We start from the raw sequence: 16,731 nt of genomic DNA on the forward strand, positions 1-16,731 counted from the left end.
ACCTTTTGATCTATCACGATGAGGTGTGTTGCCGCAGGAACGGCACGAGGTCATGCAAGACTTCCTCGTGCGATTCTTCCGGTTGCAAATGGCCGCCGCCGATGCCGCGTCCGCTGACTTCATCGGCCCATGCGCGCCAGATTTCGATTGGCGTATGAGCCTGCCCTTTGCGTTCTTCCAGGCTCCAGAGAACCATGACGGGACACACGAGCTTGCGGCCCGCCGCACGATCCGCGCTGTCGTGCGCCGAGTCTTCATCGGCTGCCGCGCGATAGTCCTCGCACATTGCATGGCGCACGTCCGGGTTGCGAAAGGCGCGGCGATAGGCATCGAGTGCGTCGCTATCCATGCGTTCGAGGCCGCCTGCCATCTTGCCGAGCGCGCGTTCAATGAAGGCGTCGGGATCGGCGGCGAGCATGCGTTCAGGCAAGTCAGCCGGCTGCGCGAGAAAGAACCAGTGCCAAGCGTTGACGGCGAAGGCTTTATTCACGGATGCGAACGCGTCGATGGTCGGCACCACCGTCAACGAGGCATACGCCGCCACACGCTCGGGATGATCCAGCGCCAGCCGATAACCCGCGCGCGCGCCGCGATCGTGTCCGACGACAGCGAAGCGCTCATGACCGAGTGCGCTCATGAGTTCGACGAGAGCGTGCGCCACGCGCCGCTTGGTCCAGCGTTGTTCGTGCGCGAGCGTGACACTTGCGCCATAGCCGGGCAGGTCGGGCGCAATCACCGTGTAGAAGCGCGCAAGCACAGGCGCGATATAACGCCAGACGAAATGCGTCTGCGGATAGCCGTGCAACAACAACACAGGTGGGCCAGAGCCGCCAATCATGCCGTTGAAGTGCACATCGCCCGCCGTGACATCCAGCTTCGAAAATCCTTCGAACCATTCATTCGCAGCTTGATTCATGGCTCATCCTTGTAGTGACTTGCCGTTCCAGTCGAACGATGCAGGCAAGCCAAAGAAGGACGCGGAAATGGGCATCGCGTAGTTCATCATGTTGCGTCCGTGATGAACCTTCAGACCGCGCGCCTGAGCCGCCTTCAACAGAGCCGTCATTCGCGGTTCCATGATTACATCGGCGACGACTGCGTGCGGTGCAAGTTCATCCAGCGCGAAGGGCAATGGGTCATGCGCATGCAAGCCAACGGGCGTTGCATTAATGGCAAGATCGATACCGCGCATATCCGGCGTGCCGGCTTCGATGCGCGCATCGCTGACCGAGGCGATGGCATCAGCCAATTCGCGCGCACGCTCGGTGTCGATATCGAAGATAGTCAGGCTCGCGATTTTCTCCAGCCCGACCGACCAGCCGATACTACGCCCCACTCCACCGCAGCCATGCATATAGACGTGCGCGCCTTCCAGACGCACGCCATCCGCCTGCAGGCCCGCGACGAAGCCCGCGCCATCCACGTTGTCGCCTTCCCATCCGCCATCCGCGCAGCGCCGCAGCAGATTGATCGAGCCGATGCGCTCGGCGCGCTCCGTGAGCGTATCGGCATGACGCATGGCGGCCACTTTATGCGGCATGGTGAAGATGACGCCGTCCACGTTCGCAATGGCCTTGGTGCCGGCGAGCGCGGCATCGAAGTGCGCGCTATCGACATCGGCGGGCAGCATCAGCGCGTTGATGCCGTAGCGCTTCATCAACGTGCTCCACACGACAGGGGCGCGCACATGCGCAATCGGCGAGCCGAAGATATGGAAGAGGCGCGTGAGCGCGTCGGCGGGTGCATCGAGCCTCAGCCTTTCCTCGGTCAAACCGGATGATGTCGTCGTCATGGCCTTCTCTTGTGTGTCGAACGCCGTCATGCGCCGCGCTCCTGTCCGCTTAGCGGCTTCGCCGTATTGGCGCGCTCTTGTGTCGCTTCTTCGCGCAGGCGTTCGTATTCGTGTTTGGGGACCGGCACCGCATCGCGCCGGCCAAGATCGTTCATATGGATGCGATACGTCTCGCGCGCCGAGTATGTCGCCAACGCGGACAACACCGTGATGCCGAACGTGATACCGCCAACGATCAGCCAAATGTTTTGCGAGCCGGGCGGCGCGACCGTCGTGAACAGCGCCGGCAGCAGCGCCGAAATGGCGACGCCTACGTTCTGCGAAATGGCCATCGACGTCACGCGCATGCGCGTTGGAAAGAGCTCGGGATAGAAGCTCGGATACACCGCGTTTTGCCCCTGATACACGAGGCCCCACATCAGTATCGACAAAACGATGGCGAGCGTCACGCTATGAATGCTGATGGCATAGAGATACGCAAACGAAAGCAGCCCGGAACCGACCGACCCGACGATGATCGGCAGCCTTCTGCCCACTCTGTCCGACAGACGTCCCCAGTAAGGAATGACGATCATGGCAGCGACATTGCCGAGCACCGGAATCCACAGATAAAGGCTCTTGCTGAAGCCGATGCCATAGGCCTGCTGCACCGCATACGCGCCGCCGAAGATGGTCGTGACCACGGGAATGACGTTCATGATCGACATGCACATCACGCGCAGCATGTCGTCCCAGCAATGCCTGAACGCGAGCTTGACGGGCGCATGCGGCACCGCGCCACGCTCGCCTTCCTGCGCGAACGCGGGCGTCTCGCGCACCTTGCGTCGAATGAAGTAACCGGCGACCAACACGAGCGCGCTCATCAGGAACGGCACGCGCCAGCCCCATGAATTGAAGGCGTCCTCGCGCATGAAGTGACTCAGCGGCAGGAACACGGCGGCCGCGAGCAATTGCCCGGCGGTGACGCCTTGCATGCCGAAGCTGCCGTAATAACCGCGCCGCCCGAACGGTGCGTGTTCGAGAATCATGGAACTCGCGCCCGAGATTTCGCCCGCCACCGCAAAGCCTTGAACGAGCCGCAGCACGACGAGCAACGCGGGCGCCCACAAGCCGACCTGATCGTAAGTGGGCAGGAACGCGACGGCCATCGTCGAGAAGCCCATCAGAAACATGCAGACGAGCAGGACCGACTTACGACCGTGCGTATCGCCCCAATGCCCGAGCACGACCGCGCCGATAGGACGCGCAACGTAGCCGATGCCGTAAGTCGCGAGCGACGCGGCAATCGCCACCTTGGGATCGCCCTTCGGAAAGAAGATCTGCGGAAAGATCAGCGCCGCGGCCTGCGCGTAAATGAAGAAGTCGTAGTACTCGAGCGCCGAACCGATCCAGCCGCTCGCGGCCGCCAGTTTCGACTGATGCCGTCCGTGCGGCTCATGGTCTGCTGCGTTGGACATCGATGTCTCCATTGGTGATGTAGGTGCGTTCTCATCCGTATTTTCGTTCCATCTTAGAAACTCACATCGAAAACTGTCAACGCGTTTTCACGCACAATTCCCGTATGAGAACAAACTAGGGATAGTCCCTACAAAGCCCAGATAACGCTTGACGGCACGGCCTGCGCTCACTCACCATGGAAACCACTTTCCATATGAGAACACGAGGTCACACAATGAACGAGACACTGCTGGAACGGCTGGCAATACGCGAGGCAATCGAAAATTGGGCCGTGTGGCGCGACGCGGGCGACTGGGAACGCTTCGCCACGCTCTGGCATCCCGAGGGCGTGATGATGGCCACGTGGTTTCAAGGCACGGGGCCGGAATTCATCCGCGTGACACAAGAAGGCTGGGCGCGCGGCGTCAGTATTCTTCACTTCCTCGGCGGCACGGCTATCGATCTCGAAGGCACACGTGCCATTGCGCAGACGAAGATGACCATCTCGCAGCGCGGCGAGGTCGAAGGTCATCGTTGCGATGTCGTCTGCACCGGGCGCTTCTATGACTTCTACGAGAAAGTGGACGGCAAGTGGCTCTTGCGCCTGCGTCAGCCTATCTACGAGAAAGACCGTCTGGACCCCGTCGAAACGGGTGTGCGGCTCGAACTCGATCCCGAGATACTCGGGCTCTTTCCCGAGGGTTACCGGCATCTCGCGTACATTCAGACGAAGATCGGCTACAAGGTCAAGCGCGACATGCCGGGACTAACCGGTCCCGTGGTCGAAGCGCTTTATGCGCGTGGCCGTGCGTGGCTCGATACAGGCACGCTGTGATGAACGCCGTGGCAACAGAGTTCGTTTATAACGCGTTGCCCGCCCGCGTGATCTTCGGTGCGGGCCGGCGCTCGGAGACGGCCGCCGAAGCCGCACGGCTCGACTGTACGCGTCCACTCATCGTGACGACGCGCGAACAGGCCGCATTGGGCGATGCCATCGCGCAGCAGTTCGATCCGGCATCGACACACCGTTTCGCCGATGCCACCATGCACACGCCCTGGGACGTCACGGCGCGCGCCTTGCAAGCCGTAGACCGCGCACACGCCGACTGTGTGATCGCGATAGGCGGCGGCTCGGCGGTCGGTCTGTCCAAGGCCATTGCATTGCAGACGGACCTGCCGCAGATCGTGCTGCCTACCACGTATGCGGGCTCCGAAGTCACGCCGATCATCGGCGAGACGCGTGACGGCGAGAAACGCACACAGCGCACGCTCAAGGTGCTGCCCGAAATCGTCATCTACGATGTCGAGCTGACCTTGAGTCTTCCCGTTGCTATGAGCGCGGCAAGCGGGCTCAATGCCGTCGCGCATGCGGTCGAGGCGCTCTATGCCATGGACGGCAATCCGATCACATCGCTGATGGCGGAGGAAGGTATCGCGTCGCTGGCGGCGGCGTTACCCGACGTGGCGCGCGCGCCCGAATCGATCGACGCAAGACGCGCCGCGCAATATGGCGCGTGGTTGTGCGGCACGTGTCTGGCTTCGGTCGGCATGGGTCTGCATCACAAGATCTGCCATGTGCTTGGCGGCGCATTCGATCTGCCGCACGCGCAGACCCATGCCATCATGATCGCGCATGTCGCCGCTTTCAACGCCGATGCCGCCGCGCCCGCAATGAAGCGCATTGCCCGCGCATTGAACGCGGAGCATGCGTGGACCGGTCTCCACGATCTCGCGGCATCGCTTGGCGTGCCGCGTTCGCTCGAAGCGATCGGCATGCCTGAAGCGGGCATCGATCACGCAATCGACCTCGTCACGCGCAACGCCTATGCAAATCCGCGCGCGCCCGAAAGCCGACCGCTTCGCGCCATGCTCGAACGCGCATGGAAAGGCCTACCGCCCGCGCTGGTCGAATAAGGACACTCGATGCGAAATTTCAACGAAGACAACATCACGCAAGCCGTGCTCGAACGCTTGAGCGGTTGCGAGAACGAACGGACACGGCAAATCAGCGAGGCACTCGTCCGGCATCTGCATGCGTTCGTGAAAGAGATCGAACCGACCGAAGCGGAATGGGCCGGCGCTATCGACTTTCTCACGCGCACGGGCCAAATGTGTTCGGAGACGCGCCAGGAATTCATCCTCCTCTCCGATACGCTTGGCGTGTCCATGCTCGTCGATGCGCTCAATCATCGCTTCACGGGCAACGCCACCGAGACCACCGTGCTCGGGCCGTTCTATGTCGAAGAGGCGCGCGATCTTCCGTTGGGCGCGAGCATTTCGCATGCATCGGACGGGCCGGCAATGATCGTGGAAGGCAGTGTGTCGGATCAACATGGCGAGCCGATTGCGGGCGCGCTCATCGAGACATGGCACGCGGACGATCACGGCTTCTACGACGTACAACGCGAGGCGGGCCTGACCGCGCTCGACATGCGCGCCCGTTTTCACGCCGATGAAAATGGACGTTTCTGGTTCCGTTCGATCGTGCCCGCCTTCTATCCGATTCCGAACGATGGCCCTGTAGGCAAGATGCTCGATGCGCAAGGGCGGCATCCTTACCGGCCGGCACATGTGCATTTCAAGGTCAGCGCGCCGGGCTTCGAAACCATCGTCACGCACGTGTTTCTTGAAGGCGACCGCTATCTGGATTCGGATGTCGTGTTCGGCGTGAAGGATGGCCTGATCGCGCGACTCGACACGATAGAAGGCAGCATGAGCCCGGCCGGACATGAAGTCACGCCGGGCACGGCCCTCCTTGCTTACCCCTTTGTTCTGCCCGCAAAGCGCTAAAGACTCACGAATACGACAATGCATAAACTGTCCTTGCATCACCTCACCATGCTGGATGCGCATCCGCTGCAACTCGTCGATGCCGCGCACGCCGGTGGCTTCGACTATTACGGCTTGCGCGTCGTGGCGCCCACGGCTGCGGATAGCATCGTCGATGTCGCGGGCAATCCGGCGCTCATCCGCGAGCTCGCCGCGCGCATGGAAGCGACGGGTGTTCGCCTGCTCGATATCGAAGCCATCTGGCTGCAAGAGAGCACGAACATAGACCTTCTCTTACCCGCGCTCGAAGCGGGGCATCGGCTTGGCGCGAAGCATGTGCTTACCGTTGGCTTCGATCAGGACCGCGAGCGTCTCATGCGCAATTTTCGGGCGCTGTGCGAAGCGGCTGCACGCTTCGAAATGACGGTTGGCCTGGAGTTGATCACGTATTGCGCCATCGGCACGCTGGACGATGCGCTCGCCACCATCCAGGCAAGCGGTCAGCCGAACGCGCGGCTTTTGATCGATGCCTTGCAGTACTTCCGCTCGGGCGCGAAGGTTGAGGACATCGATAGTATCGACCCCGCGCTTATCGAATACATGCAAATTTGCGATGGACCGCGTGCCTCGCCGGTTGCAGTGGCCGACCGGCGAACCGAAGCACGCACCGCTCGTTTGCTTCCCGGCGATGGCGAACTTCCGTTGCACGATGTGCTGGTTAAGCTGCCCGCCGACCTGACGCTCGCCGTCGAAGCGCCCACGCTCGCATTGCGCGGACAACCATTCGATGAGCAAGCACGCACGATCATGTCGAGAATGAAGCGCTTCCTTGCAAAAGCGCAGTAACTCTATTCCGCGAGATATTGACGCTGGATGCGCACTGCGGATGCCTTGAGTATTGCAATCGACCGCTCGCCTATTTCCGGCGAGTAACGCACGGCTGGTATCGCGAGATTGAGCGAACCGAGCGGGAACCCGGTGGACGACAAAATGGGCACGCCAAGACCCACGATGCCCGGCGTGAATTCTTCGAGCGAATGAGCGAAGCCGTTTGCACGCACGGATTCCAACTCGTTCAGCAAGGCTTTCTTGGTGCCGATGGTGTTCTTCGTGAAGCGCTCGAACGACACCGAGCGCATGTATTCGGCGCGCATGACATCGGGCAGGAAGGCGAGTATTGCCTTGCCGCCCGATACCGCATACAAGGGCGCGAGATCGCCGAGCCGCATATGCGATTGCAGGCGCTGCTGACTCACGACCGTTGCAACGACTTCGACCTGCTCGCCCTTGAGCTGATTGAGCGCGCACGATTCCGCCGTTTGCTGCGTGATATCGCCGAGGACCGGCTCGGCGCATGCAATCAAACTGCGCAACTGATTTGACTGCTGCGCGAGTTTCAAAATGGCATCGCCCAGCCGATACCCCTTCGTTTCAGGCACGAAACGCAGATAGCCGCGATCCGTCAGATTGCGGATGAGCTTGGTGAGACTGCTCTTGGGAATGTCGAGCGCCTCGGCAATCTCCGCATGCGACATCTCGCGGCCCCAGCGCGCGAGCAACTCGAAGAGATCGAGTGTGCGGTCCGCCGACTTGACCGTGCTGCTGGCTTCGATTTCCTCACGACGCATGCGCTGCTCCTCGTTCATATAGAGGAACAGTTTAACTGCGCCGTGCTTCGTGTCAAGAATCCGCACCGTAAAGTGCAGATTTTTATTCACGAGTGGGAACTTTTCATTTATTCGATACGGAATCGACGAACGCACCAAGATCGTTATCGAATCGCTTCGGCTCCTCGATGAAAGGCGCATGGCCCGACTTCGCATACAGCACGCTCCGCAGGTTCGGGTTGATCTGACGCGCCCGCGCGATAGCCGGTTGCGCCTTGACGAGCGCATCGCGCGCGCCGTAGATCAGCAGCACCGGAACATGCGCCTGACCGAGACCATCGGCGGCGGCTACGCTCATCGACTGAACGGCAGCCTGCATGTCCCACGAAGCCATCGCGGCATTGGCGAGCAGGCGCTCGAACGTGACCTTGTCCGGCTGCGTGTCGAAGCAAAGGCTCAGGAAGGTGCGCTCGCCGTCGAGATGCGTCTTGAGATCGGCCGATGTCATGTCTCGATAGACATCGGGATGCGCCACGATCTGCTCGGGCGTAAGCTCGATCACACCATCCACATACACGGCGCCCGCGATCTTGCCGTCACCATAGGCCGCGAGATAGTTCGAGATGACCGCGCCGCCGAGCGACCAGCCAACGAGCACCGGCTTCCTTGCATGCGACGTTTCGATGACTGTTGCAAGATCGTCGGCCCAGCGGCGGCCGTCGGTATAGGCATCGGCATTCGTGGGCTTCCCTGAGCGACCGTGGCCGCGCATGTCGTAAGTGATGAGACGGTAGCCCTTCAGTCGCGCGCTTTTCACCTGCGCATCCCAGTTCAGGCGGCTGCCCAGCAGTCCATGAATGAGCACGACGGCGGGGCCGTCCGGGTTGCCGGATTCCTGCACGGCGAGCGCGACGCCATCCGGTGCATTGACGGTATAACTTTTCTCTTCCGCGAACGCAGCGGGCGATACGGCGCTCAACGCGCCCGTCGCGATCAACGTGGAAACAAGGTAACGAACCATGCGAAAAGACACGATGACACTCCTCATTCATTCGAAAGTCTTGAGTCTCGCGCCTCACACTAGTGTCAGGGTCAAGCGAAAAAGTGCTAGTCTTTTTGCATGACACGATCCGCTGAACACACGCTACTGACTATAGGCGAGCTATCTCGCGAAACCGGCGCGAGCGTTCGTTCGATTCGCCACTACGACGAGCATGGCCTGCTTACTTCGGTTCGCGCGAGCAACGGCTATCGCGTGTTCCCGCACGCGGCCATCTCTCAGGTGAGGCAGATACAGCGCATGATCGCGACCGGCTTCAGCCTCGCCGATATCCTCGCGTTTCCCGACTGCATGCGCCTGATCGAAGGCGCGGTGACGTGTCCGGAGACCACCGCATTGCAACGCGAACGCCTGGTGTCGATAGAGCGTCAGATCGCCGATCTGGAACGGCGCCGCGCGCGTCTGCTCAAAACCTTGAACGAAGGCGTCGTGCCGCCGCTGGATTGAGTTTTTTTGCCGTGGTCAACTGTCGGCTTGTTCAACCGACCGGCCATCCGGGCAAAGGAGTCGTCATGCAATCGCAGATTTCGCAGTTGTCGCGTTCCACGCTGACCGAACATATCGTCGATGCCAAGGCGCGCAAGGGACTCACCTACGCCGAACTCGCGGAAGGAACGAGTCTCAGCGTGCCCTACGTGACAGCCGCGCTTCTCGGCCAGCACCCGTTGCCGGAGCAAGCCGCAAAGAGCGTGGCGGACAAACTCGAACTCGGCGACGCCGCCGCCGCGCTGCTCCAGACCATTCCCCTGCGCGGCAGCATTCCGGGCAACGTGCCGACGGACCCGACCATCTACCGCTTTTATGAAATGGTGCAGGTGTATGGCACGACGTTGAAGGCGCTCGTCCACGAGCAATTCGGCGACGGCATTATCAGTGCGATCAACTTTCGTATCGACATCAAGAAGGTGGAAGATCCCGAAGGCGGATCACGCGCCGTGATCACGCTCGACGGCAAGTTCCTGCCGTACAAGCCGTTCTGATCCTTTACGTCATGGCGATGGCGCGTTGTGCACACAGCGGCGCGCCTTGCATAACCCTGCGACCATTCTCACCATAAACGCGGTGCCATGAGTCAGACGGCACAAGGCTTTCGCGGCGACATACGCGTTTGCCCCAGCGTTGACCTGCGCTATATCCGTCCGTATATTTTGCGCAGCCGGGCGCCATAACGAATCACAAGATCGCCCGCGCATCCCCCATGTCAAAGGTGACGCCGCATGATGTCCAGGGAAAGCATCGACTCCCATATGATCCGCGTTCTGCATACGCTCCTCACGGAGTCGAGCGTCTCGGGCGCCGCCAAGCTGCTCGGGCAATCGCAGCCGACTGTGAGCATTGCGTTGCGCAGGCTGCGTGAAATGACGGGTGATCCGCTTCTGGTGCGCAGCGGTAGCCGCATGGTGCCGACGAGTCATGCGCTCACGCTGATCGAGCCTGCCGCGCAGGCGCTCAGTCATATCGACGCGATCCTTCATCCCAACACCGAATTCGATCCGGCGTCGAGCAACTGCACATTTCGAATCGGTTCGCCGGATTATCTCGATGTGTTCTTCGTGCCCGCCGTGATCGACGCGTTCCATCAAGCGGCGCCATCCGCGAAGCTCGAATTCAAGCATCTCATGATGGTCGATGGCGGCTACGAAAACGGCCTCGAAACAGGCTTGCTCGATCTCGTGATCGGCAACTGGCGCACGCCGCCCGCGCATCTGCATCTGCAACCGCTGTGTCAGGACGAACTGGTTTGCCTGATGCGCGCGAATCATCCGGTCAAGCCGGGCGAACTCACGAAGGACGCATTCGAGAAAGCCGAGCATCTCGCTGTCACGACCTACAACACGACCGCGTGGGGCACCATCGATACGGAACTCGCGCGCAACGGTCTTACGCGCACGGTCACGACCACGCTGCCTTACTTCGGCATGGCGCCCTATGTGCTCGTGCGCTCGGACCTTATCTTCACGACGACGTGCGCGCTCGCTTCCCACTACGCGCGCCTCTTGCCTTTGAAGATGGAGCCGATTCCCGGCGCAACGCCCGCACTCACGTATTACCAGTTATGGCATGAGAGAACGCATCGCAGCGCGGCCACGCGATGGCTTCGCCGCCTCGTCACGAACGTTGCGCGCAAGCTCGCGGTCACACCCGGCGCATAAGCACCATGAAAAACGACGCCGCAAGCTTTTTGGCTGCGGCGTCGAAACGTCTACCGTGCGGCATCGAAGCGACAGGTTCTTCAAGCCACCGGCAAGCGCGACGCTGGTCGGTCAGAGGCAAGCTGCGTCGTTATCGTTGTAGAGCGGACTCGAAACTTCCCGATGTCATCGTCTTGAGAAGCGCGGCCTTGGCTTGCGTGGCCGAACCCAGCAAGGCGAATCCGAGTGGCCGGCCATCGGCGGCATGTTCGCAAAGCGCGTGCAGACCGTCGAGCGATTCGTCGGATACGTTGCTTGCATAGCGCCATGTTCCGGTTTCGTCGGGCAGCACGACCACCGTTGGAGATGCGGGCGCTTTAACCGTCACCGGCATGATCGGAAACGCGACGCGCGTTGCCTCGCCCGCGAGCGTGCGGGCAAGCGCGCGTGCTGCGTGCATGATCGGCAACACATACGGCTGCACTTTTCCTTCGATAGCCGCGCAATCGCCGAGTGCGTAAATATCGGCCGCACTCGTGCGGCAATAGGCGTCCGTACGTATGCCGCCTTCTATCGCGATGCCCGCTTGTTCCGCGAGCTGCGTGCGCGGCGCGAGACCTATCGCCGATAACACGACGTCGGCATCGATTGCCTCGCCATCGGAAAGCGTGAGCGCGTAGCCGCGTTCCGCGCGATTCACCGTTGCCACCGAACGCCCGAGACGCAGCCGCACGCCATGTCGTTCGAGCGCTTGTGCAAACGCATGACCCGCGCGTTCGGGCAGTATCCGTGACAGCGGCGTGGCCGCGGGATCGATCAGCGTGACCTTGTAATTCGCGAGCGCGAGATCGTTGGCGAACTCGCAGCCGATCAGGCCCGCGCCGAGCAGCGCGACCGACTGCGCGCCTTCGAGCCGCTTTCTGAAGCGCACGTAGTCGTCGAGCGAGTTCACCGACAGCACGTCGCCTGCGCTATCGCCCGCGAGCGGAATGCGCCGCGCATCCGCGCCCAATGCGAGCACGAGCTTGCCGTAACGAAAAGATTGTCCATCGACGATGAGTTCGTGCGTATCCGCGAGAACGCGCTCCACCTTGCTGTGCGACAAAATGCTCGCGTTCAGCTGCGTGCCCATGGCGCGCGCATCGAAAGTGACGAGCGCGTGCGGCGCCTTGTTCATGGCAAGCGCGTTGGAAAGCGTCGGCTTCGAATAGAAGCTGCCGTCGTCCTCGCTGATGAGCGTGATGGGCACTTGCGCGTCGAGCTTGCGCAACTCCCGCGCCACCGTATAACCGGCGAGCCCCGTTCCCACGATAACGACCGGTAGACCCATATCGTGACTCATGCCGACACCTCCTGCATCTCGAAGTCCTGCTTGCCCGTGCCGCAATCGGGACAGAGCCAGTCGTCCGGCACGTCTTCCCAGCGCGTGCCCGCGGCAAGACCCGCTTCCGGCAAGCCCAGCGTTTCGTCATAGCGAAAGCCGCAGATAACGCATTCCCAGATTCTCATGATGCTCTCCGTTTCCGCCATGGCGATCAGCGGACGTAAGCCTGACCGAGACCGATCTCGGCTAGCGCGCGGCGATATGCCCCCGAGGAACGATCCGCGAGAATCGGCGCTTCGGCGGCGCGGTCTATCGGCAGATCTTCGGGACATTGCAATTCGACGATCGCGCGATCTTCCTCGAACACCTGGCGATTGAACTCGTAGACGTCATCGAGCGGCAGATCCTTGTCGAAGTTGCGCGCAATCGGCACGAACAGACGCGTCAGACGCGCGGATACCGGGCTCGCGGCGTTGAGAATCGAGAGCCGGCCGCCTTCGGGAAAGAGCACAGTGAGACGTGCAAAGAACGGCACATCCACTTCGAAGATACGGCGCCACAAGAAGCCTTCGGGCGCACGATGCTGCATCGACTTCGGAAAGTTGCTGACGGTGCTGACATACTCCGCGCGCATGCCGTTGCCGCGCCGCTCGACCGTGTAGCTCGGCACCACGGGATTGCGCCGGTCCGCGAAGCTGCGATGATGAATCCACGCGAAATGCGCGACATCGATGAAGCCTTCCGTCTGACGTCCCGCGGATGCCTTGATGTCGATCGAAGGTGGCAAGATCTGCTGGAACCCTTCGCTGTTCCATGCGGGGAAATCGGGCAGCGCTTGCTCTCCACCGCCGAGCGACACCCAGATCAGGCCATAGGCTTCCTGCACCGCGTAAGTGGTCAGGCGCAGACGGTCGGGAATGGTGCCGCCTTCCTGCGACGGAATATGCTTGCACTTGCCGTCCGCACCGTATTCGAGGCCGTGATAAGGACACACGAGATGGCCGTTCTCGACCCAGCCTTGACTCAGCGGCGCGCCGCGATGCGGACACACATCGCGCGCGGCGACGAGTGCATCGTTCGCACGAAACACGACGAGCGGCTCATCGAGCAGCGTGACGCTCAACGGTTTGTCCGCAACCTGCGAAGCAAACGCGACCGGATGCCAGTACTGGCTGAGGATTTGCCAGTCGTGCGGATCGAAAGTGCAATTGCGTGGAAGATTGGGCGCGCGCTGAAACGTCAGCGGCGCGACGGTGGGGGTCGCCATTTTCGTGTCTCCAAGGAACTGGATCGTGTTGAAGCGGCCGGGATGGATTCGACCGCATGAACACTACGATAGCGACGTGCTACATGTCGCCCAATGGTTCGGGCGACATTGACTCTATGTTCGTTGGTCAATGAAACGATGCTTCGGCGGAGGTCACTTGCCAGGAATGAGCACTACTCTGAAACGCGCCTTGCCGCTCATCATGCGGTCGTAGGCTTCGGCCGCGCGCGAGAGCGGGTACTCTTCGGTCATCGGCTTCACGCCCGACAAAGCGCTGAACGCGAGCGTTTCCTGCGAGTCCGCCGCCGTGCCGGACGGCCAGCCTTGCACCGAGTTGCGACCCATGATGAACTGCGCGACGGGCACTTCCACGGGCTCTTGCGAGATGCCGACCATGATCAGCTTGCCGTTGATGCCGAGCCCGCCGATAGCCGCGCTCATCGCCTTGCCGCTCGTGGCGGTGGCGAGAATTACGCGTGCGCCGCCGAGTGCTTGCAGCGTTTCGCCGACGTTTTGCGATTCGCTGTCGATATAGTGATGCGCGCCGAGTTGCTTCGCGAGCGGTTCCTTGTCCTTGCCGCGCGCGATGGCGACCGTGACGAAGCCCATCTTGCGCGCGAACTGCACGCCGAGATGCCCGAGTCCGCCGATGCCGAGGATCGCCGCGACATCGCCCGCGCGGGTGCCGCTATTGCGCAGCGCGTTGAACGTCGTGATGCCGGCGCAGAGAAGCGGCGCGGCGTCGATATCGGAGAGATCGTCGGGCATGCGCGCGAGTGCTTCTTGCGGCGCCACCATGTATTCCGCGTAACCGCCGTCGTAGCTGATACCGGGAACGAGCGCGTTCTTGCAAAGCACGAAGTCGCCGTGACGGCAATTTTCGCAATGCCCGCAATGCCCGCCATGCCAACCGACGCCGACCCGCTGCCCGGCCTGCCATCCCTCGACGTTCGCACCGAGTTTCTCGATGACGCCTGCAATTTCGTGACCGGGTACGCGCGGAAACTCGAGACCCGGCCATTGGCCTTCTTTCGTGAGGGAATCGCTGTGGCAGATGCCACAGGCTTGCACTTTGATCAGCACGTGTCCTTCGGGCGGATCGGGTATGCCGCGCTCCACGAGTTCGAGCGGACCGCCGGCTTTCGCTACTTGCACTGCGTGCATCGTTGGCATCGTTTGCTCCTTGGTGTGAGAGGAACTTCGCGGCGTTGGGCGAGCCGCGTGCATGCTGTTCGGCACTGCAATGGGGATGCTATACGTAGTTGGGGGAAAGTTCAGGAAAGAGGTTGCTAAAGCGCGCTTCATGAATTCACATCACCCGCGCCCATCCCCGTCGTTCAAAATGCGCCGTCTCGAACGCTTCGATCTGCGCCAGCGACTGAAGCGTCAAATCGACCGTATCCATTCCTTCCATCACCATGCGTTTATGACGCGCGCCGATGGAATACGCATATTGCTTACCCGATGCCGACACCACCGTCTGCCCTTCCAGATCGATGGAAATAACAGCACCCGGCGTCTCGGTAACTTCACGCGCAAGCGTATCGACGACATCGCGTTCCAGTTGCACGAGCAGCAAGCGGTTATTCATCGCGTTCGAATAGAAAATCTCCGCGAAACTCGGCGCAATCACCGCAGCAAAACCATATTGCTGCAAACCCCACACCGCATGCTCCCGGCTGGAACCACATCCGAAATTCGCGCCGCCAATCAGAATGCGCGGCTTTGCAAACTCCACCCGATTGAGCACGCAATCCCCACGCGGCGCGCCGTTTTCATCGAAACGCAAGTCGTACAGCAAACCATCCGCTAGACCCGCCTTGTCGATAATGCGCAGAAACTGCTTCGGCATGATCTGGTCGGTATCCAGGTTGTCGATGGACAACGGCGCCGCGCTGCCTGCAATCTTCGTCAGTCGCGTCATGATGCCTCTCCCATGAGCGTTCGAACGTCGGTGATACAGCCGGTCATCGCGGCCGCGGCCGCCATTGCCGGGCTCATCAGATGCGTGCGTCCGCCACGTCCCTGTCGACCTTCGAAGTTGCGGTTGGTGGTCGATGCGCAACGCTCGCCCGCGTCCAGCACATCGTCGTTCATGGCAAGGCACATCGAGCAGCCAGGCTCGCGCCATTCGAAACCCGCATCGATCAGCGTCTTCGCCAGACCTTCACGCTCCGCCGCGCGTCGCACGCTGCCCGAACCCGGCACGATCATCGCGCGCACGCCGGGCGCCACGCGCTTGCCGCGCACGATGTCCGCCACCACGCGCAGGTCTTCGATACGCCCATTCGTGCACGAGCCGATAAACACACGGTCGATCGGCGTTCCCGCCAACGCACGGTTCGCCGTGAGCCCCATGTAATCGAGCGCACGTCGCAACGATGCCGCCGCTTCGGGAGTGGCCTGCGCGGCTTCGTCGGGAATGGGCTCGTCTATCGCGACGGCCTGATCCGGACTCGTGCCCCATGTGACAAAAGGTGCGATGGCATGCGCGTCGAAGCGATATTCGGCATCGAAGGTCGCATCTGCGTCGGAGTAGAGTTCGCGCCAGTCCGCGAGTGCGGCTTGCCAGGCGGCGTCATCGAGTGATTTTGCATGGGCGTGCACATAGTCGAACGTGGTCCGATCCGGCGCGATGAGCGCGGCGCGCGCGCCCGCCTCGACGGTCATGTTGCACAAGGTCATGCGCGCCTCGGCCGACAGCGACGCAATGGTCGAACCACCGAACTCGACAGCATAGCCACGCGCGCCTTGTGCGCCGATCTGGCTGATGATCCAGATCACCACGTCCTTGGACGACGTGCCGTAAGGCAGCGCGCCATCGATATCGATGCGCATGGTTTTCGCCAGCCGATAGACGAGCGTCTGCGTGGCGAGCACATGCTCCACTTCCGATGTGCCAATTCCAAAGCCCAACGCGCCAAGCGCGCCGTATGTCGTGGTGTGACTGTCACCGCACAACACGACCATGCCCGGACGAATGAGCCCGAGTTCCGGCGCCACGATGTGTTCGATACCCTGCAAGGGATCATTGGCCGCGAGAAGCCGGATGCCCGCGCGCTCGCAATTGCGCGCGAGGTTTTGCGCCTGCAGATACGACGCTTCATCGCGAATCACGCGCGGCGACTCGGCGTGCGTCGGAATGATGTGGCTCACGACCGCAAGCTGCTGATGCGGGCGTCGCACCGCGCGGCCACGCGCATCGAGCGCGCTGAACGCTTGCGGACTGGTGTACTCGTTCATCAGATGCAGATCGACATAGAGCAGCACGTTCTGTTCGTCGATACGCGAGACGAGGTGAGATTCGACGAGCTTCTGGTACAGGGTTCGGTTCGACATGGCG

The 16,731-nt window shown here is 61.6% G+C and carries 18 protein-coding genes; 7 read left to right on the forward strand and 11 right to left on the reverse strand.

From position 1 onward, the window contains the following. Window positions 1-13: 13 nt before the first annotated feature. Genes P9250_RS01815 through P9250_RS01825 form a run of 3 tightly spaced genes read right to left on the reverse strand, consistent with a single transcriptional unit; the run spans window position 14 to window position 3,249 of the window. Complete coding sequence (locus P9250_RS01815) at window positions 14-916, reverse strand: alpha/beta fold hydrolase (protein ID WP_250469599.1); 903 nt, start codon at window positions 914-916, stop codon at window positions 14-16. Window positions 917-919: 3 nt separating this feature from the next. Next, the gene (locus P9250_RS01820) at window positions 920-1,822 is read right to left on the reverse strand and encodes a shikimate dehydrogenase (protein ID WP_250494842.1); all 903 of its coding nucleotides are present in this window, start codon (window positions 1,820-1,822) and stop codon (window positions 920-922) included. Beyond that, a complete protein-coding gene (locus P9250_RS01825) occupies window positions 1,819-3,249 on the reverse strand; it encodes an MFS transporter (protein WP_244831618.1) in 1,431 nt (476 codons plus the stop codon). Before P9250_RS01825 ends, P9250_RS01820 begins: the two co-directional genes overlap by 4 nt. 215 nt (window positions 3,250-3,464) lie before the next feature. Here P9250_RS01825 and P9250_RS01830 point away from each other — a divergent pair, with 215 nt between their 5' ends. Genes P9250_RS01830 through P9250_RS01845 form a run of 4 tightly spaced genes read left to right on the forward strand, consistent with a single transcriptional unit; the run spans window position 3,465 to window position 6,844 of the window. After that, window positions 3,465-4,064, forward strand: coding sequence for a nuclear transport factor 2 family protein (locus P9250_RS01830; protein WP_250494843.1), 600 nt, complete (start codon window positions 3,465-3,467; stop codon window positions 4,062-4,064). Further along, the gene (locus P9250_RS01835) at window positions 4,064-5,143 is read left to right on the forward strand and encodes a maleylacetate reductase (protein ID WP_310390815.1); all 1,080 of its coding nucleotides are present in this window, start codon (window positions 4,064-4,066) and stop codon (window positions 5,141-5,143) included. The genes P9250_RS01830 and P9250_RS01835 overlap by 1 nt, the downstream gene beginning before the upstream one ends. Window positions 5,144-5,152: 9 nt before the next feature. Continuing rightward, window positions 5,153-6,019, forward strand: coding sequence for an intradiol ring-cleavage dioxygenase (locus P9250_RS01840; protein WP_310390816.1), 867 nt, complete (start codon window positions 5,153-5,155; stop codon window positions 6,017-6,019). Window positions 6,020-6,037: 18 nt separating this feature from the next. Then, complete coding sequence (locus P9250_RS01845) at window positions 6,038-6,844, forward strand: TIM barrel protein (protein WP_310390817.1); 807 nt, start codon at window positions 6,038-6,040, stop codon at window positions 6,842-6,844. A 2-nt stretch (window positions 6,845-6,846) separates the two neighbouring features. Here the strand turns inward: P9250_RS01845 and P9250_RS01850 are convergent, their stop codons facing one another. After that, on the reverse strand, window positions 6,847-7,626 hold the full coding sequence (locus tag P9250_RS01850) for an IclR family transcriptional regulator (RefSeq protein ID WP_250511321.1): 780 nt from the start codon (window positions 7,624-7,626) through the stop codon (window positions 6,847-6,849). A gap of 103 nt (window positions 7,627-7,729) precedes the next feature. Then, window positions 7,730-8,638 (reverse strand): alpha/beta fold hydrolase, encoded by a 909-nt coding sequence (locus P9250_RS01855; RefSeq protein ID WP_409014783.1) that lies wholly within the window; start codon window positions 8,636-8,638, stop codon window positions 7,730-7,732. A gap of 87 nt (window positions 8,639-8,725) precedes the next feature. Between P9250_RS01855 and P9250_RS01860 the strand changes: the two genes are divergently transcribed. The 3 genes from P9250_RS01860 (at window position 8,726) to P9250_RS01870 (ending at window position 10,818) form a co-directional block, all read left to right on the forward strand. Beyond that, window positions 8,726-9,112: a MerR family transcriptional regulator gene (locus P9250_RS01860; RefSeq protein WP_250494848.1), complete on the forward strand. Its 387-nt coding sequence runs from the start codon at window positions 8,726-8,728 to the stop codon at window positions 9,110-9,112. A gap of 65 nt (window positions 9,113-9,177) precedes the next feature. Continuing rightward, entirely contained in the window at window positions 9,178-9,645 is a 468-nt protein-coding gene (gene cynS, locus P9250_RS01865) for a cyanase (RefSeq protein WP_250494849.1), read from the forward strand. 237 nt (window positions 9,646-9,882) lie between these two features. After that, window positions 9,883-10,818 (forward strand): LysR family transcriptional regulator, encoded by a 936-nt coding sequence (locus tag P9250_RS01870; RefSeq protein WP_310390818.1) that lies wholly within the window; start codon window positions 9,883-9,885, stop codon window positions 10,816-10,818. 130 nt (window positions 10,819-10,948) lie between these two features. On the opposite strand, the gene P9250_RS01875 is transcribed toward P9250_RS01870, so the two are convergent. From P9250_RS01875 to leuC, 6 genes are all read right to left on the reverse strand, one after another. Then, window positions 10,949-12,139, reverse strand: coding sequence for an FAD-dependent oxidoreductase (locus P9250_RS01875; protein ID WP_310390819.1), 1,191 nt, complete (start codon window positions 12,137-12,139; stop codon window positions 10,949-10,951). Next, on the reverse strand, window positions 12,136-12,306 hold the full coding sequence (locus tag P9250_RS01880; RefSeq protein WP_244831637.1) for a rubredoxin: 171 nt from the start codon (window positions 12,304-12,306) through the stop codon (window positions 12,136-12,138). The genes P9250_RS01875 and P9250_RS01880 overlap by 4 nt, the downstream gene beginning before the upstream one ends. A 26-nt stretch (window positions 12,307-12,332) precedes the next feature. After that, window positions 12,333-13,388: an aromatic ring-hydroxylating dioxygenase subunit alpha gene (locus tag P9250_RS01885; protein ID WP_250528186.1), complete on the reverse strand. Its 1,056-nt coding sequence runs from the start codon at window positions 13,386-13,388 to the stop codon at window positions 12,333-12,335. Between the two features lie 153 nt (window positions 13,389-13,541). Further along, the gene (locus tag P9250_RS01890) at window positions 13,542-14,561 is read right to left on the reverse strand and encodes an alcohol dehydrogenase (RefSeq protein ID WP_310390820.1); all 1,020 of its coding nucleotides are present in this window, start codon (window positions 14,559-14,561) and stop codon (window positions 13,542-13,544) included. Window positions 14,562-14,697: 136 nt separating this feature from the next. Then, window positions 14,698-15,312, reverse strand: coding sequence for a 3-isopropylmalate dehydratase small subunit (leuD, locus tag P9250_RS01895; RefSeq protein ID WP_310390821.1), 615 nt, complete (start codon window positions 15,310-15,312; stop codon window positions 14,698-14,700). Beyond that, a complete protein-coding gene (leuC, locus tag P9250_RS01900) occupies window positions 15,309-16,727 on the reverse strand; it encodes a 3-isopropylmalate dehydratase large subunit (RefSeq protein ID WP_310390822.1) in 1,419 nt (472 codons plus the stop codon). The genes leuD and leuC overlap by 4 nt, the downstream gene beginning before the upstream one ends. Window positions 16,728-16,731 lie beyond the last annotated feature (4 nt).

This window comes from Caballeronia sp. LP006 (genome assembly GCF_031450995.1).
Lineage (GTDB): Bacteria > Pseudomonadota > Gammaproteobacteria > Burkholderiales > Burkholderiaceae > Caballeronia.